The sequence below is a fragment of the Nocardioides sp. P5_E3 genome (assembly GCF_054049275.1).
The window spans coordinates 16108-39794 of the sequence record NZ_JBFUMR010000013.1 but is presented as its reverse complement, the minus strand read 5'-3'; the positions used below and the strand labels follow the sequence as shown (position 1 = coordinate 39794).

Sequence of the window (23687 nt, the reverse complement as noted above, 5' to 3'; positions counted from 1 at the left end):
CATGGCACGGCAGCCGGTGGTGCGCCACAACGACTGGGGGTCGCTCACCCCGCCGACCCTCGGTGGGTGGGAGCCGACGCTGTCGGTGACGGTCGTCGTGCCGACGTTCAACTACCAGCGCACGCTGCCCTACGTCCTCGCCGCGCTCGCCGGACAGTCCTACCCCTCGCACCTGCTCGAGGTGCTCGTCGTCGACGACCAGAGCTCGCCGGCGCAGGAGCTGCCCGAGGTGCGCCCCGACAACACCCGGCTGATCCGGGTCGAGGAGGGCTGGGGACGAGCCAACGCGTGCCACCTCGGCGCGCTCGCGGCCGACGGTGACGTCCTGCACTGGTACGACGCCGACATGCTCGCCCACCGCGAGGAGGTCGAGGCCCACGCGCGCTGGCACCACCTCGTGGACTACGCCGTCCCGGGCGGGCACAAGCTCTTCGTCGACCCGGCCTCCCTGCTGGAGGTCGACCCCGCCGTCGTGCGCGACCGGGTGGCCGCCGGCGAGGCGGCCGAGCTCTTCCCGGGCCAGGAGCACGAGCCCCACCAGTGGGTCGAGGACTACTGGGCCAAGACCCACGACCTCCGCGAGGCCGGCCCACGCGCCCAGCGCTTCCACATCGGCATGACCGGCTCGGTCACCAAGGCGCTCTACCTCGACTCCGACGGCTTCGACCGCACCCTGCGCCTCGGCGAGGACATGCACCTCGGCCACTCGCTCGCCCAGGCCGGCGGTGTCTTCGTGGTCGACCGCGAGGCGCGCAGCTGGCACCTCGGCCGCTCGCAGGTGCTGCGCCGCGCCGAGCAGGTCAACCGGTTCAACGACCCGTACCTCGCCGACCTCGTGCCGACGATGCGCCCCAAGCGCAACCGCCACGGGCGCGCCTACCAGGTGCCCTACCTCGAGGTCGTCGTCGAGGCCGGTCCCGCCGACGAGACGATCCACCTCGTCGACTCGCTGCTCGACGGCGACGTCCCCGACCTCCGGGTGAGCGTCGTCGGTCCGTGGTCGAGCGTCCACGACGACCGCGTCCAGCCGGTCGAGGACCCGGTGCTGGAGACCCGCCTGGTGCACCGGTCCTTCCTCCACGAGCCGCGGGTGCGCCTCGTCGAGGAGGCGCCGTCACGCTCCGACGCGGAGTTCGTGCTGACGCTCCCCGACGTCTCGCTCGCCCCGCAGCCCGCTGCCGTGGCGGCGCTCCTCGACGACCTCGAGCGCACCCACCACGGCGCCCGCGTGCTGTCGTACGACTCGGGCGCGGCCGCGCGGCTCGAGCGCACCTCGGCGCTGGCCCGCGTCGGCCGCCTCGCCGGTCCCGACGACGACCGCGAGGCGCTGCTCGACGAGTCGTTCGGCGTGAAGACCTATCCCGCGACGTCGGTCGGCTGGGTGCCGGTCGCCGATCGCGTGGTCGAGCGTTTCGTCCTCGGCGCCCGCCCGCCCATGGACCCCGACAAGTCGGAGAAGCGCCTGCGCAAGTCCCTCGACAAGGCCGCCGAGCGATCGGTCGACGCCCCCGGTGCCCCGGCCGCCCCGGTCGAGGAGGAGCACCGGCGCGGGCTCTTCGGCCGCCGCCGCTGATCCGACCGGGCACTTCCTCGCGCTACGCCGCGCCGACCGGGCACTTCCTCGCGCTACGACGCGCCGACCGGGCACTTCCTCGCGCTACGGCACCCGTCTTCCGCGAGGAAGTGCCCGGTCGGTGGTCTGGTGCGCGACGAAGTGCCCGGTCGGTGGTCTGGAGCGCGAGGAAGTGCCCGGTCAGTCGGCGCCGAAGAGGTCGCGCGTGTAGACCTTGTCGGCCACGTCGCGGAGCTCGTCGACCATCCGGTTGGCGACGATGACGTCCGCGCGCTCCTTGAAGGCGGCGAGGTCGGCGGTGACCTCGGAGCCGAACCACGAGTCGACGTCGAGCTCGGGCTCGTAGACGACGACCTCGACGCCCTTGCCCTTGAGCCGCTTCATGATCCCCTGCACCGACGACTCGCGGAAGTTGTCCGACCCGGCCTTCATGATCAGCCGGTGGATGCCCACGACCTCCGGGGCGCGGTCGAGGATGTCGAAGGCGATGAAGTCCTTGCGCGTCGTGTTGGCGTCGACGATCGCGGAGATCAGCGTCTGCGGGACGTCGGAGTAGTTGGCCAGCAGCTGCCTGGTGTCCTTGGGCAGGCAGTAGCCGCCGTAGCCGAAGGACGGGTTGTTGTAGTGGGTGCCGATCCGCGGGTCGAGGCCGACGCCGTCGATGATCTGCCTGCTGTCGAGGCCACGGGAGAGGGCGAAGGAGTCGAGCTCGTTGAAGTAGGCGACCCGCATCGCGAGGTAGGTGTTGGCGAAGAGCTTGATCGCCTCGGCCTCGGTGGGCTCGGTGAAGAGCACGGGGACGTCGTCGGCGTCGGCGCCCTTGACGAGCAGCTCGGCGAACGCGCGCGCCCGCTCGGAGTCCTCGCCGACGACGATCCGCGCCGGGTGGAGGTTGTCGTGCAGAGCGCGCCCCTCGCGCAGGAACTCGGGGGAGAAGATCACGTCTGCGATCCCCAGCCGCTCGCGCACGTCCTCGATGTAGCCCACCGGCACGGTCGACTTCACGACCATGGTGGCGCCGGGCTCGATGCGGTGGACGTCGCGCATGACGGCCTCGATCGAGCTGGTGTCGAAGTAGTTGGTGACCGGGTCATAGTTGGTCGGCGTCGCGATGATCACGAAGTCGGCGCCGGTGTGGGCCTCCTCCGCATCGGTCGTGAACGTGACGTCCAGCTCCTCCTCGGCCAGGAAGCGCGAGATGTCGTCGTCGTGGATCGGGCTCTCGCCCCGGCGCAGCCTGTCGATCCGCGGGGCGTCGAGGTCGAGGCCGACGACGGTGTTGTGCCGGGCGAGCAGCACGGCCATGGACAGGCCGACGTAGCCGAGGCCCGCGACGGAGATCTTCGTGGTCACGCGGTCAGTGTGCCGTACGTCCGCCCGGCAGGACCGCGAACCACGGCTCCGACCAGCCCGCGACGCGCAGCGCACCGCGGTCGAAGGCGGCACGGGTGATCGTCACCGGGCCCCCGCTCGCAGGGTCGTACGCCGTCAGCGTCGCGTCGTCCCCGCCGACGACCAGGACGACGTGGCGCGGCAGCGTCCGGTTGCCGACGTAGAGCGGCACGGCGTGGCCCAGCGCGACGGCGCGCACCACGTCGTCGTACGCCTCACCGCGGCGTCGCGGCGAGACGGCAAGCACCCGGTGGCGGGTGCCCGGGGCGGACGTCCCGCCGGTGACGGTGAGCTCGTGGGCGAGCGCCCAGGGGGCCGTGCCGAGGGACCGCGGCCACGCGACCTGCAGCGCGCCGGAGGCGCCGTACCAGCGGYTGGTGCGCACGTGCGTGGCGAGCACCTCGTCGGCGAAGCGGCGCCGGCGCGGCCGCGGGTCACGCGTGCGGCCGGCGGCCTCGCCGGTGTCCAACCACCGGGCGTAGTCGCGGTCGCCCAGCATCCGCGCCACGACCAGGCACGCCGAGCCGCACGTGGTGCGGTCCGGCTGGACGAGTCCGGTGGGGAGGTCACGTCGGGTGGAGGCGAGCGGTGCGGGCACGAAGACCTGGTGGGGCCGCTGGGAGGCTGCGGCCCGCACCAGGTCGGCTGCGAGGACCAGAAGGTGCTCGAGCAGGCGCATGAGGCATGTCTACCGCGCCGGCCCGGACGGGCGGGTCAGCCGCGTTCGGAGGAGTCCCCGGTCACGACGACGTAGAACCGCTTGCGGGTGCCGTCGGCGGTGACGGTGCCGTCGCTGTTGCGCGGGCTGACCACGAGGTGGTTCGTGTTGCCGGTGCCGGGGGGCGCGCAGTTGACCACGCCGGGCTGGCACATCGCCGCCGAGATCTCGCCGGCGAACTCCGGGTTGGCGTCCGCACCCGTCGCGCGGCCGTTGGTGACGCCGTCGCCGTTCTGGTCCACGGTGTTCTGCAGGGCGACCACGGCCAGGACGCCGTTGTTGGTGAGGTTCTCACCGGCGTCGATGTAGACGTTGCCGTTGGCACGGAGCCCAGCGGTGTCGGGGCCTGCCGCCGCGAGCGTCGGGTAGGCGGCGGTCACGGAGAAGCCGCCGGACTGCGCGACGATGGCGCCGGTCGCGTCGACGAGCGCCCAACGACCGACCCCGGCGGGGCCCTGGGCGCCCTTCGGGCCGGCGGGCAGCTGGCCCTCCTTGAAGTCGCGGGAGCGGAGCGAGCCGTCCTTGACCTGACGGGCCCCGATCGTGTCGTTCTTGATGTCCTTGCCCTGGATCGTCTTGTTCTTGATGTCCTTGGACTGGATCGAGTTGTTGCGGATGTCGTCGGAGCCGATCAGCCCCGTCGCGTACGACGTCCCGGTGGACGCCACGACGAGCGCCATCACGGAGACGGCCATGGAGGGGGAGGGGCGGCGGAGAGAGGGGAAGCGCATCGGTCTGGGACCCTTCGTCGACATGTCCGCCGGGACCGGCGGCTCCCTCTGTGTTCGGAGTGATCCGGCTCACGGATTGCCACGGATCACCTTGCGGCTGCTGGGTACGGTCCGGACATGGGTATGGCAAAGAAGATCGCGGCCTTCGGCATCGCCAAGAAGGTCTACGACGAGGCGCGCAAGCCTCACAACCAGGCCAAGATCAAGCAGGCCGTGCAGAAGGTGCAGGAGCGCCGCGGCGGCAAGCGCTACTGAGCGGCCGAGCCTCGCGGGCGCCGGCGCAGGCCGGCGTCCCAGGCGTACGCCGCCAGGCCGAGGAGCACCGGCCACAGCGCGGCCCGCTCGATCGCTCCGGACGCCCGCCCGTCGCCGGAGACCACGAACCCCGCCGCTGCCGTAGCCGTGAGCACCCCGGTGGCCAGCAGCGCGTTGCCCAGTCGCGGCCGCTCCCGGCGCACCTGACGCCCGAGCAGCAGCAGCGCCAGCGGCTGGGCGACGAACAGCGGCGTCGCGGCGAGGGCGTGCAGCGCGGCGTCCTGGTCGAGTGGCGCCAGCCCCGTGGCGTACGAGCTCAGTCCCGACACCACGAGCAGCCCGGTCACCCATGGCCCGAGCTGCCTCGCGAGCAGCAGCGCGCCGACGGCCAGCGCGACGCCGTAGACCATGAAGGCGCCGTTCATCACCTCGTGCCGCGGTGAGCAGTACGACGCCGTGCACCCGACCTCGCCGAGCCGGCTGACCGAGTCGGCGACGAAGCTGTAGCCGCCCGTCGTGGCGGCGGCCGTGACGACCTCGGCAGCGATGTAGGTGGGCCGCAGCAGGAGGACCAGCGCGCCGAGCAGGGCGGCGCGCGACGGGGTGGCGGGCACGCGGCCAACGTACGGGCGCACTCCCATCACTCAGGGTGGGAAGGCGTTGCCACGTCCGGGTGGTCGGCGTAGGACTGGAGGATGACCACCACACCAGTCGAACCCGATTCCGACCCCGAGATCGTGCCCTCCGGCGACCCGGGCCTCGACCCGATCGACCCGGGCGAGGTGCCCGACGCGCCCGTCCCGGAGACCCAGCCCACCAGCGACCTGTGACGCTCGTCGCAGCCCTGCTTATGCTCGCCCCATGACCATCCAGCAGTCGACCGACCTCACCCACGCCGCGATGCTGGGGCTCGGTGTCCACCGTCCCGCGCGGGTCGTGACCAACGACGAGGTCTGCGAGGTCCTGGACTCCTCCGACGAGTGGATCCAGACCCGGTCGGGCATCAAGACCCGGCGCTTCGCCGCCGAGGACGAGACCCTCATCGGCATGTCGATCTCGGCGGCCGACAAGGCGCTGCAGGCCGCCGGTGTGGGTGCCGAGCAGATCGGCTGCGTCATCGTCGCGACGTCGACCCACCCGGAGCACACCCCCGCCTCGGCCCCGCAGGTCGCCTCCGCGCTCGGCATCACGGCGGCAGCGTTCGACATCTCCGCCGGGTGTGCAGGCTTCTGCCACGCGCTCAACCTGGCCGCGTCGATGGTGCGCGCGGGCGCCGAGAGCCACGTGCTGGTCATCGGGGTCGAGCAGCTGAGCCGCTTCATGGACCCGACCGACCGGGGCACCGCGTTCATCTTCGCCGACGGCGCGGGTGCGGTCGTGGTGGGTCCGTCCGAGGCCGCCGGGATCGGTCCCACGGCCTGGGGCTCCGACGGCTCGCAGGCCCACGTGATCACCCAGACGCCGAGCTGCATCGGCGGCCACTCCGGGCGCGAGGGAGCCGACCACCCGGTGGTCCAGATGGAGGGCACCGCGGTGTTCCGCTGGGCGCCGTTCGCGATGGCGAAGGTCGCGCACGAGGCGCTCGACCTGGCCGGTGTCTCCGTCGACGAGCTCGACGCCTTCATCCCGCACCAGGCCAACCTGCGGATCACCCAGACCCTCGCCAAGAACATCCAGCTCCCCGACTCCGTCGCCATCGCCACCGACGTGGTCGACTCGGGCAACACCTCGGCTGCGTCGGTACCGCTCGCCATGGAGGCGATGCTGCGCAAGGGCGAGGCGGCGGCCGGCGACACCGCGCTCCTGATCGCGTTCGGCGCCGGGCTGAGCTACGCCGGCCAGGTCGTCACCGTCCCCCCGCTCGCACAGGAGTAGGTCCGAGCAGGTCCGGTCCCCGGGCGGTCACGGGGGCCCGGCTAGGTTCGGGCGATGGCACACCGGTGGATCGCGACCCGTCCTGGCGGCCTCGACGTCTTCGTGCTCGAGGAGCACGACGTCCCCGCCCCACAGGCGGGCGAGGTCACGATCTCCGTCCGCGCCGCCGGGATGAACCCCGCGGACGCCAAGCACGTGGCGACCGGCTCCGGCGACTTCCCGAGGGCGATCGGCTACGAGGTCGCCGGGGTCGTCACCGCGGTCGGACCGGGGGCCGAGATCGGCTCGGGACTGGTGGCGGTGGGTGACGAGGTCCTCGCCTTCCGCATCAGTGGCGGCTGGGCGACCGAGGTGACCGTGCCGGGGCAGGACGTCTTCGCCAAGCCGTCGTCGCTGTCGTTCGGCGAGGCCGCCAACCTGCTGCTCGCCGGCACGACCGCCGCCGAGATGCTGCACGTGGTCGGCGTCGCCCGCGGCGACACGATCGTGGTGCACGGTGCGTCCGGTGCCGTCGGCGTCAGCGTGCTGCAGCAGGCCGCGTGGATCGGCGCACGGGTGATCGGCACGGCCGGCCCGGCCAACCACGACGTCGTACGCCGCTTCGGTGGCGAGCCGGTCGCCTACGGGGACGGACTCGAGGAGCGCGTCCGCGCCGCCGCACCGGAGGGCATCGCCGCGGCGCTCGACTGCGTAGGCACCGAGGAGGCAGTCGCGGTGTCGCTGTCCCTGGTCGCCGACCGCGGTCGCATCGTCACGATCGCGGCCGCGGACCGGGCGCGGGACGAGGGCTTCCTGGCCATCGCGGGTGCACGTCCCGCCAGCCGCGAGTTCCGCGCGTCCGTACGGGCCGAGCTGGTGCAGCGGGCGGGAGCGGGCGAGCTCGTCGTGCCCGTGGCCCGCTCGTTCCCGCTGGCCGACGCCCTCGCCGCGACCGAGCTGCTGATGGGCCAGCACCCCGGTGGAAAGCTCGTGCTCGTGCCCTGACTGCTCGTGCCCTGACGCGAGTCAGGTCGGTCGGTCCGGGTCCGTGGCGAGCGCCAGCTTCTGGTCGACGAGGGAACGCGTGGCTCCGAGCGCTTCCGAGACGTCCCATGCGACGGCCGCTGCTCGTCGTCCGAGCTCGTCGGCGCGCGCGTCGTCCATCCGCACGGTCGGCACGGACAGGCCCAGCGCACCCACCACCATGCCGGTGTGGTCGAACACGGGGGCGGCCACCGCCCGGATCCCGGGCGTGCGCTCCGCGTCGGACCCCGCCCAGCCGCGCTCCCTGGCGGTCGCGAGCTCGGCAGCCAGTGCCGTCGGATCGGTCACGGTCCGGTCCGTGACGGCCTCGATCCCGCGGGACAGGGCGGCCTTCTGCCGCGACCACGGGAGCGTGGACAGCATGGCCTTGCCGGGGGCGCCGTGGGTGAGGGCGATCGGGACGCCGATGTCGGTGTAGTGGCGCCTGAGCTCCTGGCGGGACTCGACCTGGTCGACCACCGCGCGCTCGTAGGTCGGCAACAGCTCGTGGAGGCCCACGGTCTCGTCCACCTCGTCGCGCAGCGCGACCATGTGGGGTCGGGCCGCCTCCCGCAGGCTGGAGGGGACCGCGCCTGACCGGCCGAGCTGCACGAGCAGCGGCCCCGGCCGGTAGCGCTTGTCGGGGCCCTGGTCGAGCAGCCGGTTGGTCGTCATCGACGTCAGCAGCCGGTGCGCGGTGCTGGTGGAGAGTCCGGTCGCACGGGCGATGTCGCTGATCCCGAGGGCCGCGTGATGGGCGTCGAAGCAGCGCAGGATCGCGACCGCGCGGTCGATCGACTGCACTGCGCTGCGCCCGTTGACCGGCTGCTCCATGACCTGACCTTCTTCCACTCGCTCAGTGTGCCCGACATCGCTCGCGGCCCTTGACGGTGCATGTGGCGTGTGCCACAGTTCCCGCATGACGGCAAGCAATCCCACAATACGGGAAACCGGCCGGGGGCGTCCACTCGACGGTTTCCGAGTGCTGGACCTCACCCGGTTCCTGTCCGGCCCCTACTGCACGATGGTCCTGGCAGAGCTCGGCGCCGACGTGATCAAGGTCGAGCAGCCACACACGGGCGACGACTCCCGACGGATGGCGCCGAAGATCGACGGCGAGAGCTACCCCTTTGCGATGCCCAACCGGAGCAAGCGTTCGGTCTCCCTGGACCTCAAGACCGACAAGGGCCGCGAGCTGTTCCTCGCGATGGCCGCCGAGGCCGACCTCGTGATCGAGAACTTCCGTCCCGGCGTCGCCGACCGCCTCGGCATCGGCTACGAGGGCGTCAAGGCGGTGCGCGAGGACATCCTCTACTGCTCGATCAGCGGCTTCGGCCAGACCGGTCCCTACCGCGAGCGTCCGGGCTTCGACATCATGGCCCAGGGCATGGTCGGCTTCCTGCGGATGACGGGCGAGCCGGGCGGCCGGCCGGCCAAGGTCGGCATCGCGGTCAACGACATCGCAGCCGGCGCCACGGCCATCTACTCGATCATGGCCGCGCAGATGCACCGCACCGCCACCGGTGAGGGGCAGTACATGGACATCTCCCTCGTCGACGCCGGCCTGGCGTGGGCGGTCTGGGAGTCGGGCGCGTACTTCGGCGCCGGCGAGGTGCCCCAGCCGACCGGCACCCGGCACCGCCGCTCCACCCCGTACCAGGCCTACCGGACCAGCGACGGCTACGTCACGATCGGCGCCGCCAACGACCGCCTGTGGGCGCGGCTGGTCGTCGCGCTCGAGCGGCCGGAGTGGGCCGAGGACCCCCGCTTCCTGACCCTGCCCGACCGGATGGCCAACATCGAGGCCCTCGAGGCCGAGATCGAGGCGATCACCACCACCCGCACCACCGACGAGTGGATCAAGACCATCGACCAGGTGGGCGTGCCCTGTGGCCCGGTGCTCACCTTCGACGAGACGCTCAACGACCCCCACGTCGTCGCCCGCGGCATGATCGCCGAGCTCGAGCACCCCGTGATCGGCGAGATGAAGACGATCGGCCCGCCGACCAAGTTCTCCGCCCTCGACTACTCCGTGCGCGGCCCGGCCCCCTGGCTCGGCCAGCACACCGCGGAGGTGCTCCGCGAGATCGGGGTGTCCGACGACGACATCACCACCCTGTTCGCCGACGAGGTCGTCTTCGACGCCCGACCCGAACTGCACGACCAGCCCACGAAGACCGCTGAGAAGGAAGAGGCCTGACATGTCCGACCACCTCGTGGTGGAGCGCCGCGACGCCATCGCCACCGTGACCCTCAACCGGCCGGAGGTCCACAACGCCCTCAACGTGGCGACGTACGGCGACCTGCCCGACCTGGTGCGCGACCTGGACGCCGACCCGTCGGTGAAGGTCGTGGTCATCCGTGGCGCCGGCCAGCGCTCGTTCGCCTCCGGCGCGGACATCAAGGAGTTCGAGGCCGAGCGCAGCGACGGGGTGAAGGCCAAGGCCTACAACGAGAAGGTGGCCGCCGCCGAGCACGCCATCGAGGAGCTCACCAAGCCCTCGATCGCGATGATCCACGGCTACTGCATCGGCGGCGGTGCGGGCCTCGCGCTCGCCTGCGACATCCGGTTCGCCGACGACAAGGCGAAGTTCGCCATCACGCCCTCCAAGCTCGGCCTGGTCTACAGCCTCGAGTCGACGAAGCGGATGGTCGACCTGGTCGGCCCGGCCCGGGCCAAGTGGGTCCTCTACAGCGGGCTGCAGATCCCGGCCGCGCGGGCCTACGAGCTCGGCCTCTTCGATGAGGTCGTCGCGACCGACGAGCTCGAGGAGCTGACGTACGGCTTCGCCGAGACCGTGTGCAGCCGCGCCCAGTTCAGCGTGCGCGCCGGCAAGGTCATGGTCGACAAGGTCGTGGCCGGCCAGGTGCGCGACGACGACGCCACCACGGAGCTGCGCAACTCGTCCTTCGACACCGAGGACTTCACCGAGGGCGTCCGCGCCTTCATGGCCAAGCGCTCGCCGAGCTTCACCTGGTCCTGACATGACGACCACAAGCACCACCTCCGACACCACCGCCACCGGTCGCCCGGTCCCGCGCGTCGACGCCGACGAGATCTCGGCGCTGGCCCGGGCGGCCGCGACGGACCCGGCCTGGGAGTTCGGCTCGTTCTTCCTCAGCCGGTTCCTCCAGCTCGACATCTCCTACGACGATGCGCAGCAGACCTGCACCGTCGTCCTGCCGTACGGCCCGCACCTGTGCAACCCGCAGGGATCGGTGCACGGCGGCGTGATCACCACGGCCCTCGACATCTCCATGGGCCACCTCTGCAAGCGATACCTGTCGACGGCCGTGACCATCGAGATGCAGATGCGCTTCTTCCGCCCGCTCACCGGCACCGGCACCTGCACGGGCAGCGTCGTACGAGCAGGCCGCCGCATCGTCCACCTCGAGTCACGGCTGACCGACGAGCAGGGGCGCCTCGCCGCCCTCGGCACCGGGTCGTGGCAGCGACTCGACGCGCTCTGACAGCTCGGAACCACCCCGCCATCACGCACACCCCCCGGGCACGACTCTCCTCGTGCCTCACAACCAGGAGGAACCATGAAGCACAAGAGGATCGCAACGGTCGCGACGGCAGCAGCCCTGGCGCTCGCGCTGGGCGCGTGTGGCGGGGACGCGGGAGGTGCGTCCGGGGGCGCCTACCCGTCCGAGGACATGGACTGGACGATCGCGTTCGGTCCGGGTGGCGGCAACGACATCATGGCGCGGACGATGGTCGACATCCTGCAGCGCGACGAGCTCTACCCGGAGAACATCCGCGTGGAGAACCGCGAGGGCGGCTCGGGCGCCACCGGGTGGGGCTACCTGCTCGGCCAGGCCGGCGAGGGCTACGGCATCTCGACGACGTCGGGCTCCTTCATCACCACCCCGCTCCAGGCCGACACCGGCTGGACGCCCACCGACTTCACGCCCGTCGGGCTCCTGGCCGCGGACAACGCGCTGCTGATCGGCTCCGGCAAGGCGGACTTCCAGACCTACGACGAGTGGGTCGACTACGCCACCGAGAAGGGCTCCGTCGTCGTCGGCGGCATCGGCACCGTCAACGTGGACTACATCCTCCAGCAGATGATCGCCGACGCCGAGGGCTACGAGATCGAGTACGTCCCCTACAACGAGGAGGGCCAGATGCAGACCTCCCTCCTCTCGGGCGCCATCGACACGATGATCTCCAACCCCGGCTCGATCATGGGCCAGGTGGAGGCCGGCCAGGTGACCCCGCTCCTCTTCACCGGGCCCGAGCGCCTCGAGGCGCTCCCCGACGTGCCGACCGGCGAGGAGAACGACATCGCCGACATGCCCTCGATGCCGCGTGGCCTGATCCTCCCGCCCGACGCCCCGGAAGAGGCGCAGGAGTGGTGGATCGAGACCATGCAGGAGGTCGTGGAGACCGACGCGTGGCAGGAGTACCTCGACGAGAACTTCCTGCTCGAGGACGAGCGCTGGGGTGAGGACTTCACCTCCTACCTCGACGAGACGCAGAGCTCCTTCGAGGACCAGCTCACGGAGCTCGGTGCCCTGTGACCACCACGCACCACACCGACCCCGGGACCCGGACCTCGGTCCGGGCCCCGGGGTGGGTGCGACCCAAGACGGTGTTCCTGGCCGTCCTGCTGGTCGTGCTCGTCTTCTACACGGAGATGGCCTTCGAGCTCGACTGGCGCACGACGGCCGGCCGGATCGGGCCCGGCTTCTTCCCGCGGATCGTCGGTGTCACCAGCCTGCTGATCACGGCGTGGTCGCTGGTAGCAGCGATCCGGGACCCCGATGCCGAGGACGAGGTCGTGGCACTCGAGGACGAGGTCGGTGACGCCGACTTCGGCAAGCACCCCAGGCTGCTGACCATCATGGTCCTGGCCATGGTGGGGTTCACCGCCACCCTCGTCTCGCTCGGCGCGATCGTCTCGACCGCCGCCTTCCTCATCCTGATGCTCACGCTGCTCAACCGAGGCCGCACCGTGCTCAACGTGTGCATCGCCGTCGCACTGCCGCTCGGCATGTACCTGCTGTTCCAGTCGCTGCTGAACGCCGGGCTGCCCGAGGGCATCCTGCCGCGCTTCTGATCGACCGGACCTGACCGGAGACCTCACGGAGACCTGACATGGACATCTTCGACAACCTCGCGAACGGCATCGTCGCCGTCGCGACACCGATGAACCTGCTGCTGCTGTTCGCCGGCGTGCTGATGGGCATGGTGGTCGGTGTGATGCCGGGCCTCGGCCCCTCGGCCGGGCTCGCGATCCTGCTGCCGATCACCTTCACGCTCGACCCCACCGGGGCGGTCGTGATGCTCGCGGCCGTCTACTACGGCGCGATGTACGGCGGCACGATCACCTCGGTCCTCATCAACACCCCGGGGGAGTCGGCGACCGTCGCCAGCACGTTCGACGGCTATCCGCTCGCCAAGCAGGGCAGGGCCGGACCGGCGCTCGTGATCGCGGCAGTCGGCTCGTTCGCCGCCGGCACCATCTGCGCGGTCCTGATCAGCATCGCCTCGCCGGTCACCGCCTCCATCGCCGCGACCTTCGGACCGCCGGAGCTGTTCCTGGTCGTCGTGCTCGGTCTCCTGACGCTCATCGTGATCGTCGGCGGCAACAAGATGCTCGGCGCCCTGTCCGCGCTGATCGGCTTCGCGATCGCCACCGTCGGCATCGACATCGGTACCGGCCAGCAGCGCTACACCTTCGGCTCGGTCGAGCTGATCAACGGCATCGACTTCATCCCCGTCGCCATCGGCCTCTTCGGCGTCGGCGAGGTGCTCCACACCCTCTGGCGCGGTGGCCACCTCGAGAAGCTCGACTACTTCAACGTCTCCGCGCGCTCGAAGGGCTTCTGGCCGACGAAGCAGGACTACAAGGAGTCGGCCGGCCCGATCACCCGCGGCACGTTCCTCGGCTTCTTCGTCGGCGCCACCCCCGGCGCCGGCGCCACCGTCGCCTCGCTGATGTCGTACAACCTGGAGAAGTCGGTCTCCAGGACTCCCGAGAAGTTCGGCAAGGGCGCGATGGCCGGCCTCGCCGGTCCCGAGGCCGCCAACAACGCCGCCTCGTCCGGGGCGATGGTCCCGCTGCTCACCCTCGGCATCCCGGGATCGGCGTCGACCGCCGTGCTCATCGGTGGCTTCATGATGTGGGGTCTCCAGCCCGGGCCGCTCCTGATGGAGCAGAACCCGGAGTTCGCCTGGGGCCTGATCGCCAGCATGTTCCTCGGCAACATGATGCTGCTGGTCGTCAACGTCTTCTGCATCCCGGCGTTCGCCAGCATCGCCCGCGTCCCGTTCCGGGTCCTCGGCCCGATCATCATCGCGGTCTGCGTGCTCGGCACCTTCACCGTCAACGGATCGATCGTCGAGGTCGGCGTGATGCTCGTCTGCGGCGTCCTGGGCTTCTTCATGCGGCGCTTCGGCCTCTCCCCGGCCGCCATGGTGATCGCCCTGGTGCTCGGCCCGATGGCCGAGGAGACCCTGCGGCAGACGATGATCGTCTCGGGCGGTGACTACGGCATCTTCGTGGACCGCACCACCTCGCTGGTCCTGCTGGTGCTCATCGCGATGCTGCTGTTCCTGCCGCTCGCGGCCCGCGGCATCAAGCACGCGACGGCCCGGGCCGTGCAGCGGTACGGCGCCTCGCGCCGGTTGTCGGAGCGGGCGGAGGCCCGCCGCGGTGAGGGCGGCGACGGAGGCACCGGTCGTCCGAGCGACGGCGACAGCGGCGGTCCGGGCGACGGCGGCCACCCCGACCGTGACGACCCCGACCGTGACGACTCCGAGCGCGGGCGCTCCCGCGACCGGGTGGACTCCACGTGATCGTCAACATCGCCGCGACCGCGGCGGCGGCCTTCGCCGGCGCCGCGGTCGCCACCGTCCTGCGCCTGCCGGCGGCCCCGCTGCTCGGCGCGATGATCGGGGTGGCGGCCCTGACGCTCACGACGTCGGTGAGCTGGCAGCCGCCCGGCGGGGTCCGCTGGGTGGTGCTGGTCGCCATGGGAGCACTGCTCGGCCTCACGGTCACCCGTGAGTCCCTCGCCGCGCTGCGCAGCTCCGCGGTGCCCATCGTCGTCACCGTCGCGCTCTTCCTCGTCTTCGGCCTCGCGCTCGCCTGGTGCCTCTGGCGCTTCACCGACTTCGACGCCCACACCGCACTGCTCGCCACCGCACCCGGCGGGATCGCCCAGATGGGCGCCTTCTCCGCCGAGGTGAAGGCCAACGTCCCGGTGGTGCTGTCCATCCACGTCCTGCGCATCACGTCGGTGATCGTGCTGATGAGCGTCGGGCTCAAGCTCATGGGAGGAAAGTCATGAACCCCGCCGGTGACCACCGGTCCCTCGCAGGCATCCGGGTCGTCGACCTGAGCCGAGCGCTCGCCGGGCCCTACGCCACGATGATGCTCGCCGACGTCGGCGCCGACGTGCTGAAGGTCGAGCCGCCCGCCGGCGACGACAGCCGCGGCTGGCTGCCGTTCGTCGAGACGCCCGACGGCGCCCCGGAGGGGGCGGCCACCGAGTCGGCGTACTTCCTCTCCGCCAACCGCGGCAAGCGGTCGGTGCGGCTGGACCTCAAGGACCCCGCGGGTGCCGACCGGCTGCGCGCGCTGTGCGCCGAGGCCGACGTGCTCGTCGAGAACTACCGGCCCGGCCTGCTCGCCCGGCTCGGCCTGGACCCCGCCGCCCTGCGCGAGGACAACCCGCGCCTGGTCACGCTGTCGATCACCGGCTTCGGCTCCGGCGGTCCCGACGGGGCGCGACCCGGCTTCGACCAGATCGTCCAGGCCGAGGCCGGGCTGATGGGCCTGACCGGCTCCGCCGACGGCGACCCGACCCGGGTCGGGCTGCCGATCGCGGACCTGCTCGCGGGCATGTTCGGCGCCTTCGGAGTGATGTCGGCGCTCCGCGAGCGCGCGGCCACCGGCCGCGGCCGGGCGGTTGAGACGAGCCTGCTGGCCGCGGTCACGTCGGTCCACGCCTTCCACGGCGCCGGGTGGCTCACGGCGGGCGTGGAGCCCCGTCGCACGGGCAACCGCCATCCGTCGATCGCCCCCTACGGCAGCTTCCGGTGCGCCGACTCGGCCCTGGTCATCGCGGTCGGGTCCGAGTCGCTGTGGCGCCGCTTCGCCGCCGTCGTCGGGCTCGACCCCGACCGGCCCGACATCGCCACCAACCGCGATCGGGTCGGCGGCGTCGACGCGCTGCAGGCCGAGATCGACGGCCTGCTGTCCGACCGCAAGGCCGAGGACGTGCTGGCCGACCTGGTGGCCGCGGGCGTGCCCGCCGGCCGGATCCGCACCCTGCCCGAGGTCTACGACTGGGAGCAGGTGCGCCACCTCGGACTGGTGCACCACCTCACCCACAGCACGCTCGGAGACGTCGCCGTGCCCGGCGGCGCCCTCCGCTACGACGGCACCACGGCGGCGTCGGTGACGGCGCCCCCGCTGCTGGGGGAGCACGAGGACCTCGACTGGGACTCGCCCTGGCTCGACGGAGGGGCCCGATGAGCGCGTCGTACGCCGTCGTGGGCGGCGGCATCCTCGGTGCCGCCGTCGCGCGGCAGCTGCAGGTCGTCGACCCCGACGCGAGCGTCACGGTCTGGGAGAAGGAGGACCGGCTCGCCGCCCACCAGACCGGCCGCAACTCCGGCGTCGTGCACGCCGGCCTCTACTACCAGCCCGGCTCCCTGAAGGCGACGTTGTGCCGGCGCGGGGTCGGGATGCTGCGCGAGTTCTGCGAGGAGCACGCGATCGCGTACGACGCCTGCGGCAAGGTCCTCGTCGCGCTCGACGACGTCGAGGAGGGCCGCCTGGGCGCCATCGAGGAGAAGGCCCGCGCCAACGGCGTCCCCGGCGTCCGCCGGATCTCCGGCGACGAGCTGCGCGAGATCGAGCCGCACGTGCGCGGCGTGGGCGGGCTGCACTCGCCGACCACCGCGATCGTCGACTTCCCCGGCGTCACCCGCAAGCTCGCCGAGCTGGTCGAGCGCGACGGCGGCACGGTCCGGCTCTCCACCGAGATGACCGGGATCCGCACCGACGGCGACGGCGTCGTGCTGACCGGCCGCACCGCCGGCGGCGAGGCACGTGAGGAGCGCTTCGACCGGGTGGTCCTGTGCACCGGCCTGTGGGCCGACCACACCGCCGAGTGGGCGGGGGACACCCCCGAGCCCAAGGTCGTGCCCTTCCGCGGGGAGTACTGGCTGCTGCGCCCCGAGCGGCGCTCGCTCGTCAACGGCCTCATCTATCCCGTGCCGGACCCGCGCTACCCGTTCCTGGGCGTGCACATGACGCCCCGCGTCGACGGCGAGGTCATGGTCGGCCCCAATGCCGTGCTCGCGCTGGCCCGCGAGGGCTACGACTGGCGGACCGTCTCGCCGCGCGACCTGCGCGAGATCGCGGCGTACGCCGGCTTCCGTCGGTTCGCGCGGAAGCACTGGGCCACCGGGGTGCGCGAGATGGCCGGGTCGCTGAGCAAGCGCCGGTTCGTCGCCGCGGCCCGCCGGTACGTCCCCGACATCTCGGTCGACGACGTCGTGCCCGGTCCCAACGGCATCCGGGCGCAGACGCTCGAGCCGAGCGGCGAGATGGTCGACGACTTCCGCATCACCACCCGTGGCCGGGTGACGGCCCTGCGCAACGCGCCGTCGCCCGCCGCCACGTCCAGCCTGGCCATCGCCGAGCACGTCGTCGACGTCGTGCTCGGCCGACGGACGGAGACCGCCGGATGACCACACTCGACCTCGCGCCCCACCTCGACCACGGCCTCTGGGTCGTCCTGGCGTCGCCCTTCGACGACGACCTCGCCCTCGACGACGCCTCGCTCGAGCGCCAGCTCCGGCTCGCCGACGCCGTGGCGGCCCAGGGCGTGGTGGCCCTCGGCGTCTTCGGCGAGGCCGACGCGCTGAGCCGCGCCGAGCAGCAGCAGGTGGTGCGCACCGTCACCGGCTCGTCGGACCTGCCGGTCGTCCTCGGCCTCTCCGCCCGCACGACCGCGGCCGCCGTCGACCAGGCCGAGGCCTGCCTCGAGGCGGCCCGGCGACCAGTCGCGGCCCTGATGGTGCAGGTCAACTCGCCCCGCGCCGACGTGCTCGTGGAGCACTTCAGCAGCGTCCACGGGGCCACCGGGCTCCCGGTCGTGGTGCAGGACTACCCGGCCGTGTCGGGCGTGACCGTCGCCGCCGACGTCCTGGTCGACGTCGTCCGGACGTGCGACGGCTTCGTCGCCGCGGTGAAGGCCGAGTCGGCGCCGACGCCGCCGGCGATCGCCACCCTGGCCACCGCGGTCGGTGCTCCCGTCTTCGGCGGCCTGGGCGGGGTCGGCCTGGTCGACGAGCTCGGCTGCGGCGCGGCCGGCGCCATGACCGGGATGAGCCACCCCGAGGGACTCCGCGCCGCGCTCGACGCGTACGCCGCAGGCGGCTTCGACGCGGTGCACGCCGCCTGGGCGCCGTGGCTGCCCCTGGCCAACTTCGAGGGGCAGCTCAAGGTCGGCCTGGCCATCCGCAAGGAGATCCTGCGCCGTCGTGGGGTGCTCACCACCGGACGCGTCCGACCTCCGGCAGCGACGCTGCCGCCCGCGCTGGTGCCGCTCCTCGAGCAGCACCTCGCCCTGCTCCCCGACACCGACACCACTGGAGGAACCCCATGGACCTCGGCCTGACCGGCAAGGTCRCCCTCGTCCTCGGCTCGACCGCAGGCCTCGGCCGCGCGTCGGCCGAGGCCCTCGCCGCCGAGGGGGCGCACGTCGTCGTCGCCGGCCGCCGCGCCGAGCTCGTCGACGAGCTGGCGGGGGCCCTCCCGTCGGCGGCCGGGGTGGTCGTCGACCTCACCGACCCCGACGCGCCGACCACCCTCGTGTCCCGGGCCGTGGAGGCCTTCGGTCCGGTCGACGTCGTGGTGCTCAACGGCGGCGGTCCGCCGCCCGGCACGGCCGACGGCTTCACCGCCGACGACGCCCGGGCCGCCGTCGACCTCCTGCTCACGCAGCACGTCCGCCTGGTCGGCGAGGTCCTGCCCGGCATGCGCGAGCGCGGCTGGGGCCGGATCCTGGCCGTCGGCTCGAGCGGCGTGCGCCAGCCCATCCCCACGCTGACCGCGTCCAACGTCGGCCGCGCCGCGCTGGCGGCGTACCTCAAGACGCTCGCCGGCACCGTCGCCGGTGACGGGGTGACGGTCAACATGGTGCTGCCCGGCCGCATCGACACCGACCGCGTCGCCCAGCTCGACCGGGCCGCGGCCGACCGCGGCGGCACGACGCCCGAGGCCGCGCGGACGTCCTCGGAGGCCACGATCCCCGCAGGTCGTTACGGCACGCCCGCCGAGTTCGGCTCGGTCGTCGCCTTCCTCGCCTCCCAGCAGGCCGGATACGTCACCGGCGAGCAGGTCCGCGTCGACGGCGGCCTCGTCCGCGCCTACTGATCCCCACCCCCTTCGCACGCCCCCCTTCGCACGCCCCCCTTCGCACGAGCCACAGGAGCCACCCATGCGACTCGCCACCATCCTCGACTCCGGCGCCGAGGTGCCCGTCCTCGTCGACCCCGACCGCGGCGTCGTCCCGGTCAGCGCGCTCACCGACCGCGACGTCCCGTCCGTGCTGGCCGTCATCGAGGACGGGTCGTACGACGACCTGGTCAAGGCCGCGGACGCCGCCGACGCGTCGAGCTTCGTGCCCGTCGGCGACGTGCGCTTCACCGCGCCCTACCGCCGGCCCCGCAAGATCTGGGGGATCGGCCTCAACTACGTCGAGCACGCGGCCGACCTGTCCGAGGGCGTGCCCGAGGAGCCGGCGTCGTTCATCAAGGGCGACCACACCATCATCGGCACCGGCGACGACATCCCGGTGCCGCCGCAGAGCGAGCGCACCACCGCCGAGGGCGAGCTCGGACTCGTCATCGGCCGGGAGTGCCGCAACGTCAGCGAGGAGGACGCGCTCGACCACGTCTTCGGCGTGACGACGATCCTCGACCAGACGGCCGAGGACATCCTCCAGCGCAACCCGCGCTTCCTGACCCGCTCGAAGAACTTCCCCGGCTTCTTCTCCTTCGGGCCGCAGATCGTGCCGATGGCGGAGGTGCGCGAGCGCTTCGCCGACATCGCCGACATCGAGGTGTCCACGGTCGTCAACGGCGACCGGACGCGCACCAACACGGTGGACAACATGCGCTACTCGCCGGCGTTCCTGGTGGCGTTCCACAGCGCGGTGATGCCGCTCTACCCCGGCGACGTCATCTCCACGGGCACCCCCGGCGCCATCCACGTGCGCGCGGGCGACGTCGCGGAGTGCCGCATCCCCGGCATCGGGCTGCTGGTCAACCCGGTCGTGGACGCCTAGGCGGGAGCGGCTCCGGCCGACGGGCGGGCGAGGCGGTCGGCCACGACCGTCCACACGTCCGGGTCGAACCCCATCCCGAGGTGCGTCGACGACACCTCGACGTGCTCGGCCGACGGCGTCGCGCGGTCGATGCACGCCTGCCACGACACGACGCCGTCGCGACGGGAGAACAGCACCGTGAGTGGCACCCGGATCGGGGAGGACGCGTCGAGCCTGCGGGCGACGCGGTCGGCGTGGGCGTCGGCCCCGGCGTTCGAGGAGCGGGCGACGCTCGTGTGGCGGGACCCGCCGGCCACTGGCGTGCCGTAGGTGATGACACGTCGTACGGCGTCCGGGTGGCGTCGCGCCACCTCCCGGGCGATGACGCCGCCGAGGCTCCACCCGACCAGCGAGGCCGGCTCGCCCTTCTCGTCGACCAGCTCGAGCACGCGCCTCGACAGCCGCTCGACGTCGCGGCGCGGGTCGCCGGTGTTGGTGCCGAAGCCCCAGCCGCGGGCGTCGTACCCGAGCCGGTTGAGGTAGGCGCGCAGCGGCGCACCCGTGAGCTCGGGGGCCTTCCAGCCGGGGATGTCGACCACGAGGTGGCCGTCGCCGCGGGGCGCCGCCGCCAGCCGGGGGAGGGCCGCGACCAGGCGGGCCGCGTCGAGCGGCGCCGCGAGCTCGCCGAACATCGTCACAGGCGTCGGCGGGCCGTCGGGGCGGGCGAGGTCACGGGCGTCGTCGCGGGCCCTGGCACGGGACCGGAGGCCGGTGGCGGAGAGCACGGCCGCGCCGGTCGGCCAGGTGCGGGAGGGCATGCCGGGACTGTACGTCGGGCAAGCAGGTCCACCAGCCTCGCGCTCGCGGCCAGTCGCGCAATTGATGGTTGCGCGTGGGCGGCGGCCCGCGTACGGTGATGAGCAACCAAGAGTTGCGGGAGGCTGTCATGGAGCTGGGAACCATCGAGCGAGAGCTGTACGTCGAGGCGACCCCCGCGGTCGTCTTCGAGGTGGTGAGCGACCCGAACCACGTCAAGCAGTGGTGGTCCGACGACGCGCGCTACGAGACCGTCGTCGGATCGGAGGGCGAGATCCTCTTCGCTGACGCCGACGGCGGGAAGGTCGAGGCGTTCACCGTCGTGGACGTGCAGCCGCCCACCCGCTTCTCCTTCCGCTGGACCCACCCGGCCGGGGAGGAGGCGGTGGAGGGCAACTCGCTGCTCGTCACCTTCGAGCTCGTCCCTCGAGGCACGGGCACGCTCGTACGCTTCCGGGAGACCGGATTCCGCGAGCGCGGCTGGACCGCCGCCGTGGAGCAGGCGACCTTCGAGGACCACGTCCACGGGTGGGACTACTTCCTGCCGCGCCTCGTCACGCACGCCGCGGCCCTGGACGTCCGGCCATGACGCAGCTCGTCGACGACGCGCTGTGGTCCGCGATCGGCGACCCCACTCGGCGCCGGATCATCGACCTGCTGCTCGCGGCTGGGTCGGCCACCTCGACGTCGTTGAGCGAGCGGCTCCCGGTCAGCCGACAAGCGGTCGCGAAGCACCTGGCTGTGCTCGACACGGCGGGGCTCGTGCACGGGCAGACGGCCGGGCGGGAGCGGCACTACCGGATCGACGAGGAGCAGTTCGCCCGCGCGCTGGCGCAGCTCGACGCCGTGAGCACGGCCTGGGACGGCCGGCTCCGACGGATCAAGCGCCTCGCCGAGTCACTGCAGAACGAGCGCGAGGACTGAATCCTCCGGCGGACGCGGACCCTCCGCCCCCACACGAAAGGATCGACATGAACGACCTGACCCACACCTTCACCGTGGACGCGACGCCGCAGGAGGCCTACGAGGCCATCATCGACGTCCGCTCCTGGTGGGGCGCGACCAACATCGTCGGCGACACCGACCGGCTGGGAGCCGACTGGTTCTACCTGGTGCCGGACCTCCACTACTCCAAGCAGCGCACCGCCGAGCTCGTCCCCGGCGAGCGCGTCGTGTGGGAGTTCACCGACGGACACCTCGGATTCATCGCCGACAAGGGCGAGTGGATCGGGACGACGGCCCGCTTCGACATCACCGCCGACGACGGCCGGACGCGGGTGACGTTCACGCACGAGGGCATCGCGGCGGGTGACCAGTGCTTCGACGTCTGCCACGACGCCTGGCGGCACTACATCACCGACAGCCTTCGCCAGAGGATCCTGACCGGCCGCGGCACGATGCGTACCCGCGAGGAGGACCTGGCGGCCGTGGGCCAGCACGCCGTGTCTCGGGCGTAGGGGCACGGGGACGGGTCCGTGCCGCACAAGTCGGGTGCACGCGGCCACGGTCGCGGGCTAGCCTCGAGCCCTCGCCCCACCCCTGGGGCGGACGGGCTCCGCAGGCTCGACCTGCGCGGCGACCGTGATCCGTGAACAGTGGTCCGACCACATCGGCAGGGGTTGCCCGGCGGCCGGGTCTGACGACCCGGCCCGTCGGTGCCGGGCGCCCGGATCGCCACACGTGTGGCGGTTGTGGCCCTCGATCGGGACGTCCGGGGGCAACATCGCGGACACGTGCGGCGGTTGTTGCCCGTACGCCGCTATCCCGACCTGCGGGCGCATGCTGCGGGAGGATCGGCGCGTGTCCCCCATCGCGATGATCGCCGTCCAACGCCTTCGCGAGCGAAGGATCCCGCTGGACGACGGGCTGACGGACGTCGAGGTCGAACTCGTGCAGGAACGGCTGGAGTTCCGGTTCGGACCGGAGCACCGCGACTTCCTGCAGGAGGCGCTGCCCGTGGGAGAGGGCTGGCCCGACTGGAGGCGGGGCGACGAGGCCACCCTCCGGCGGTGGCTCGGCTGGCCGATCGAGGGAATCGTGTCGCACGTCCGTACGGGCGACTTCTGGCCAGCGTCGTGGGGCCTCCGGCCCGACGAGGCGCAGGCCGCTGAGCTGCTCGCCCGGGTTCGCCTGGCATCGGTTCCGGCGCTCGTCCCGGTGTACGGCCATCGGTTCCTCGTCGCAGGTGCTGCGTACGTCCCCAGCCCGGTGTTCTCGGTATACGGCAGCGACGTCATCTTCTATGGCGACGACCTCCTCGACCACGTCGCCCGGGAGCACCACGTGCCACCCAGGCACGAGTCCCCGAACCGGACCCATGTCCCGTTCTGGTCGGACCTTGCCATGGGGCTCGACGACGACGAACTGTGACGCCGGGCGCCCGGATCGCCACACGTGTGGCGGTTGTGGCCCTCGATTCGGACGTCCGGGGGCAACATCCCGGACACGTGCGGCGGTCGTGGCCCGTACGGGATCGGTGAGCGTCCCGGCTCACCTCGTCGCGACGACGGAGCGGAGCGCGGCGAGGTCCGCCCGGTCCTTCTCGCCGCCCGCGTCGTCGGGCCGCGGGACACCCTTGCCCTCGAGCATCTTCTCCAGCGTCAGCACGCGGACCCGGAGGTGGCCGAGCGGGCGGCGGGCGTGGTCGAGCGGTCCGGCGGACACCACGATCGACTGTCCCGGCACCGGTACGACGACCCGGCCCTGGTCGTCGGTCTCGACGAACGTCAGCTGCAGGGCGTACCCGTCCCCGGCGTACTCGGTGCCGACCAGGTCGTCGTCGCGAGGCGTGTGGACCCAGCCGGCGACGGTGAGCGCTGCGTCGACCGCGGCCTCGTCAGCGCGCTGGACGAGGACGTCGATGTCGTCGTGCGCGCGGGTGAGGCGACCGACCCACAGGTCCACGGCCCACCCGCCGAAGAACCAGTGCTCGAGGCCCGCCGAGTCCAGGGCGTCGGCGGCGCCGGCGAGCGCAGCCGTCTGCGGCGTCAGCTCCAGCGACGGCTCGCCCATCCGTGTCCCGCTTCCT

Annotated in this window: 28 protein-coding genes; 21 read left to right on the top strand and 7 right to left on the bottom strand. The window is 72.3% G+C overall.

The features are described from left to right. The first annotated feature begins 1 nt into the window (after position 1). Positions 2-1573 (top strand): glycosyltransferase, encoded by a 1572-nt coding sequence (locus tag ACXJKB_RS10190; protein WP_457187953.1) that lies wholly within the window; start codon positions 2-4, stop codon positions 1571-1573. Positions 1574-1753: 180 nt separating this feature from the next. Here ACXJKB_RS10190 and ACXJKB_RS10185 read toward each other — a convergent pair whose 3' ends face one another. From ACXJKB_RS10185 to ACXJKB_RS10175, 3 genes are read right to left on the bottom strand one after another with little or no spacing between them, the layout of a single operon-like run. Next, positions 1754-2884, bottom strand: a complete 1131-nt coding sequence (locus tag ACXJKB_RS10185; RefSeq protein WP_457188097.1) for a nucleotide sugar dehydrogenase — start codon at positions 2882-2884, stop codon at positions 1754-1756. A 46-nt stretch (positions 2885-2930) separates the two neighbouring features. Beyond that, positions 2931-3644, bottom strand: a complete 714-nt coding sequence (locus ACXJKB_RS10180; RefSeq protein ID WP_457187951.1) for a hypothetical protein — start codon at positions 3642-3644, stop codon at positions 2931-2933. Positions 3645-3679: 35 nt separating this feature from the next. Beyond that, positions 3680-4414 carry a hypothetical protein gene (locus ACXJKB_RS10175; protein WP_457187949.1) on the bottom strand — a complete coding sequence of 245 codons (735 nt, stop codon included), beginning with the start codon at positions 4412-4414 and terminating at the stop codon, positions 3680-3682. Positions 4415-4531: 117 nt separating this feature from the next. On the opposite strand from ACXJKB_RS10175, the gene ACXJKB_RS10170 reads away from it, so the two are divergent. Further along, positions 4532-4669: a hypothetical protein gene (locus ACXJKB_RS10170; protein WP_191193652.1), complete on the top strand. Its 138-nt coding sequence runs from the start codon at positions 4532-4534 to the stop codon at positions 4667-4669. Here the strand turns inward: ACXJKB_RS10170 and ACXJKB_RS10165 are convergent. Next, on the bottom strand, positions 4663-5283 hold the full coding sequence (locus ACXJKB_RS10165; protein WP_457187947.1) for a DUF998 domain-containing protein: 621 nt from the start codon (positions 5281-5283) through the stop codon (positions 4663-4665). The two genes, ACXJKB_RS10170 and ACXJKB_RS10165, sit on opposite strands and share 7 nt — an antisense overlap. 81 nt (positions 5284-5364) lie before the next feature. Between ACXJKB_RS10165 and ACXJKB_RS10160 the strand changes: the two genes are divergently transcribed. The 3 genes from ACXJKB_RS10160 to ACXJKB_RS10150 are packed head-to-tail and all read left to right on the top strand — an operon-like array spanning position 5365 to position 7528. Further along, on the top strand, positions 5365-5499 hold the full coding sequence (locus ACXJKB_RS10160; protein WP_457187945.1) for a hypothetical protein: 135 nt from the start codon (positions 5365-5367) through the stop codon (positions 5497-5499). 31 nt (positions 5500-5530) lie between these two features. Then, positions 5531-6544, top strand: coding sequence for a beta-ketoacyl-ACP synthase III (locus ACXJKB_RS10155; protein ID WP_457187943.1), 1014 nt, complete (start codon positions 5531-5533; stop codon positions 6542-6544). Positions 6545-6598: 54 nt separating this feature from the next. Then, positions 6599-7528, top strand: a complete 930-nt coding sequence (locus ACXJKB_RS10150) for an NADP-dependent oxidoreductase (protein ID WP_457187941.1) — start codon at positions 6599-6601, stop codon at positions 7526-7528. A 21-nt stretch (positions 7529-7549) separates the two neighbouring features. Here the strand turns inward: ACXJKB_RS10150 and ACXJKB_RS10145 are convergent, their stop codons facing one another. After that, positions 7550-8398 carry an IclR family transcriptional regulator gene (locus tag ACXJKB_RS10145; RefSeq protein ID WP_457187939.1) on the bottom strand — a complete coding sequence of 283 codons (849 nt, stop codon included), beginning with the start codon at positions 8396-8398 and terminating at the stop codon, positions 7550-7552. 67 nt (positions 8399-8465) lie between these two features. On the opposite strand from ACXJKB_RS10145, the gene ACXJKB_RS10140 reads away from it, so the two are divergent. From ACXJKB_RS10140 to ACXJKB_RS10085, 12 genes are all read left to right on the top strand, one after another. Next, positions 8466-9746, top strand: a complete 1281-nt coding sequence (locus ACXJKB_RS10140) for a CaiB/BaiF CoA transferase family protein (RefSeq protein WP_457187937.1) — start codon at positions 8466-8468, stop codon at positions 9744-9746. Between the two features lies 1 nt (position 9747). Beyond that, complete coding sequence (locus ACXJKB_RS10135) at positions 9748-10530, top strand: enoyl-CoA hydratase/isomerase family protein (RefSeq protein WP_457187935.1); 783 nt, start codon at positions 9748-9750, stop codon at positions 10528-10530. Between the two features lies 1 nt (position 10531). Next, positions 10532-11017, top strand: a complete 486-nt coding sequence (locus ACXJKB_RS10130) for a PaaI family thioesterase (protein WP_457187933.1) — start codon at positions 10532-10534, stop codon at positions 11015-11017. 75 nt (positions 11018-11092) lie between these two features. After that, positions 11093-12073 (top strand): Bug family tripartite tricarboxylate transporter substrate binding protein, encoded by a 981-nt coding sequence (locus ACXJKB_RS10125; RefSeq protein ID WP_457187931.1) that lies wholly within the window; start codon positions 11093-11095, stop codon positions 12071-12073. Next, positions 12070-12612 (top strand): tripartite tricarboxylate transporter TctB family protein, encoded by a 543-nt coding sequence (locus tag ACXJKB_RS10120; protein WP_457187929.1) that lies wholly within the window; start codon positions 12070-12072, stop codon positions 12610-12612. Before ACXJKB_RS10125 ends, ACXJKB_RS10120 begins: the two co-directional genes overlap by 4 nt. Positions 12613-12650: 38 nt before the next feature. Beyond that, the gene (locus ACXJKB_RS10115) at positions 12651-14354 is read left to right on the top strand and encodes a tripartite tricarboxylate transporter permease (RefSeq protein WP_457187927.1); all 1704 of its coding nucleotides are present in this window, start codon (positions 12651-12653) and stop codon (positions 14352-14354) included. Then, a complete protein-coding gene (locus ACXJKB_RS10110; RefSeq protein WP_457187925.1) occupies positions 14351-14848 on the top strand; it encodes an AbrB family transcriptional regulator in 498 nt (165 codons plus the stop codon). Before ACXJKB_RS10115 ends, ACXJKB_RS10110 begins: the two co-directional genes overlap by 4 nt. Then, a complete protein-coding gene (locus tag ACXJKB_RS10105) occupies positions 14845-16038 on the top strand; it encodes a CaiB/BaiF CoA transferase family protein (RefSeq protein ID WP_457187923.1) in 1194 nt (397 codons plus the stop codon). The genes ACXJKB_RS10110 and ACXJKB_RS10105 overlap by 4 nt, the downstream gene beginning before the upstream one ends. Then, positions 16035-17261 (top strand): L-2-hydroxyglutarate oxidase, encoded by a 1227-nt coding sequence (gene lhgO, locus ACXJKB_RS10100; RefSeq protein ID WP_457187921.1) that lies wholly within the window; start codon positions 16035-16037, stop codon positions 17259-17261. The genes ACXJKB_RS10105 and lhgO overlap by 4 nt, the downstream gene beginning before the upstream one ends. After that, positions 17258-18193, top strand: coding sequence for a dihydrodipicolinate synthase family protein (locus ACXJKB_RS10095; RefSeq protein WP_457187919.1), 936 nt, complete (start codon positions 17258-17260; stop codon positions 18191-18193). Before lhgO ends, ACXJKB_RS10095 begins: the two co-directional genes overlap by 4 nt. Continuing rightward, positions 18178-18951 (top strand): SDR family oxidoreductase, encoded by a 774-nt coding sequence (locus ACXJKB_RS10090; RefSeq protein ID WP_457187917.1) that lies wholly within the window; start codon positions 18178-18180, stop codon positions 18949-18951. The genes ACXJKB_RS10095 and ACXJKB_RS10090 overlap by 16 nt, the downstream gene beginning before the upstream one ends. A gap of 64 nt (positions 18952-19015) precedes the next feature. Further along, positions 19016-19864, top strand: a complete 849-nt coding sequence (locus ACXJKB_RS10085; protein WP_457187915.1) for a fumarylacetoacetate hydrolase family protein — start codon at positions 19016-19018, stop codon at positions 19862-19864. Here ACXJKB_RS10085 and ACXJKB_RS10080 read toward each other — a convergent pair. Further along, positions 19861-20661, bottom strand: a complete 801-nt coding sequence (locus tag ACXJKB_RS10080) for an alpha/beta fold hydrolase (RefSeq protein WP_457187913.1) — start codon at positions 20659-20661, stop codon at positions 19861-19863. The genes ACXJKB_RS10085 and ACXJKB_RS10080 overlap by 4 nt on opposite strands. 128 nt (positions 20662-20789) lie before the next feature. On the opposite strand from ACXJKB_RS10080, the gene ACXJKB_RS10075 reads away from it, so the two are divergent. From ACXJKB_RS10075 to ACXJKB_RS10060, 4 genes are all read left to right on the top strand, one after another. Further along, complete coding sequence (locus ACXJKB_RS10075; protein ID WP_457187911.1) at positions 20790-21248, top strand: SRPBCC domain-containing protein; 459 nt, start codon at positions 20790-20792, stop codon at positions 21246-21248. Beyond that, the gene (locus tag ACXJKB_RS10070) at positions 21245-21583 is read left to right on the top strand and encodes an ArsR/SmtB family transcription factor (RefSeq protein ID WP_457187909.1); all 339 of its coding nucleotides are present in this window, start codon (positions 21245-21247) and stop codon (positions 21581-21583) included. Before ACXJKB_RS10075 ends, ACXJKB_RS10070 begins: the two co-directional genes overlap by 4 nt. 47 nt (positions 21584-21630) lie before the next feature. Beyond that, positions 21631-22116 carry an SRPBCC family protein gene (locus ACXJKB_RS10065; protein WP_457187907.1) on the top strand — a complete coding sequence of 162 codons (486 nt, stop codon included), beginning with the start codon at positions 21631-21633 and terminating at the stop codon, positions 22114-22116. Between the two features lie 343 nt (positions 22117-22459). Continuing rightward, entirely contained in the window at positions 22460-23029 is a 570-nt protein-coding gene (locus tag ACXJKB_RS10060) for a hypothetical protein (RefSeq protein ID WP_457187905.1), read from the top strand. Between the two features lie 120 nt (positions 23030-23149). Here ACXJKB_RS10060 and ACXJKB_RS10055 read toward each other — a convergent pair whose 3' ends face one another. Continuing rightward, a complete protein-coding gene (locus tag ACXJKB_RS10055; RefSeq protein WP_457187903.1) occupies positions 23150-23671 on the bottom strand; it encodes a nucleotidyltransferase domain-containing protein in 522 nt (173 codons plus the stop codon). Positions 23672-23687 lie beyond the last annotated feature (16 nt).

Coding starts and splice junctions, on each gene's coding strand:
- ACXJKB_RS10190 (WP_457187953.1), top strand. CDS start 2: ATGGCACGGCAGCCGGTGGTGCGCCACAACGACTGGGGGTCGCTCACC.
- ACXJKB_RS10175 (WP_457187949.1), bottom strand. CDS start 4,414: ATGCGCTTCCCCTCTCTCCGCCGCCCCTCCCCCTCCATGGCCGTCTCC.
- ACXJKB_RS10170 (WP_191193652.1), top strand. CDS start 4,532: ATGGGTATGGCAAAGAAGATCGCGGCCTTCGGCATCGCCAAGAAGGTC.
- ACXJKB_RS10160 (WP_457187945.1), top strand. CDS start 5,365: ATGACCACCACACCAGTCGAACCCGATTCCGACCCCGAGATCGTGCCC.
- ACXJKB_RS10155 (WP_457187943.1), top strand. CDS start 5,531: ATGACCATCCAGCAGTCGACCGACCTCACCCACGCCGCGATGCTGGGG.
- ACXJKB_RS10150 (WP_457187941.1), top strand. CDS start 6,599: ATGGCACACCGGTGGATCGCGACCCGTCCTGGCGGCCTCGACGTCTTC.
- ACXJKB_RS10140 (WP_457187937.1), top strand. CDS start 8,466: ATGACGGCAAGCAATCCCACAATACGGGAAACCGGCCGGGGGCGTCCA.
- ACXJKB_RS10135 (WP_457187935.1), top strand. CDS start 9,748: ATGTCCGACCACCTCGTGGTGGAGCGCCGCGACGCCATCGCCACCGTG.
- ACXJKB_RS10130 (WP_457187933.1), top strand. CDS start 10,532: ATGACGACCACAAGCACCACCTCCGACACCACCGCCACCGGTCGCCCG.
- ACXJKB_RS10125 (WP_457187931.1), top strand. CDS start 11,093: ATGAAGCACAAGAGGATCGCAACGGTCGCGACGGCAGCAGCCCTGGCG.
- ACXJKB_RS10115 (WP_457187927.1), top strand. CDS start 12,651: ATGGACATCTTCGACAACCTCGCGAACGGCATCGTCGCCGTCGCGACA.
- ACXJKB_RS10105 (WP_457187923.1), top strand. CDS start 14,845: ATGAACCCCGCCGGTGACCACCGGTCCCTCGCAGGCATCCGGGTCGTC.
- lhgO (WP_457187921.1), top strand. CDS start 16,035: ATGAGCGCGTCGTACGCCGTCGTGGGCGGCGGCATCCTCGGTGCCGCC.
- ACXJKB_RS10095 (WP_457187919.1), top strand. CDS start 17,258: ATGACCACACTCGACCTCGCGCCCCACCTCGACCACGGCCTCTGGGTC.
- ACXJKB_RS10085 (WP_457187915.1), top strand. CDS start 19,016: ATGCGACTCGCCACCATCCTCGACTCCGGCGCCGAGGTGCCCGTCCTC.
- ACXJKB_RS10080 (WP_457187913.1), bottom strand. CDS start 20,661: ATGCCCTCCCGCACCTGGCCGACCGGCGCGGCCGTGCTCTCCGCCACC.
- ACXJKB_RS10075 (WP_457187911.1), top strand. CDS start 20,790: ATGGAGCTGGGAACCATCGAGCGAGAGCTGTACGTCGAGGCGACCCCC.
- ACXJKB_RS10070 (WP_457187909.1), top strand. CDS start 21,245: ATGACGCAGCTCGTCGACGACGCGCTGTGGTCCGCGATCGGCGACCCC.
- ACXJKB_RS10065 (WP_457187907.1), top strand. CDS start 21,631: ATGAACGACCTGACCCACACCTTCACCGTGGACGCGACGCCGCAGGAG.
- ACXJKB_RS10055 (WP_457187903.1), bottom strand. CDS start 23,671: ATGGGCGAGCCGTCGCTGGAGCTGACGCCGCAGACGGCTGCGCTCGCC.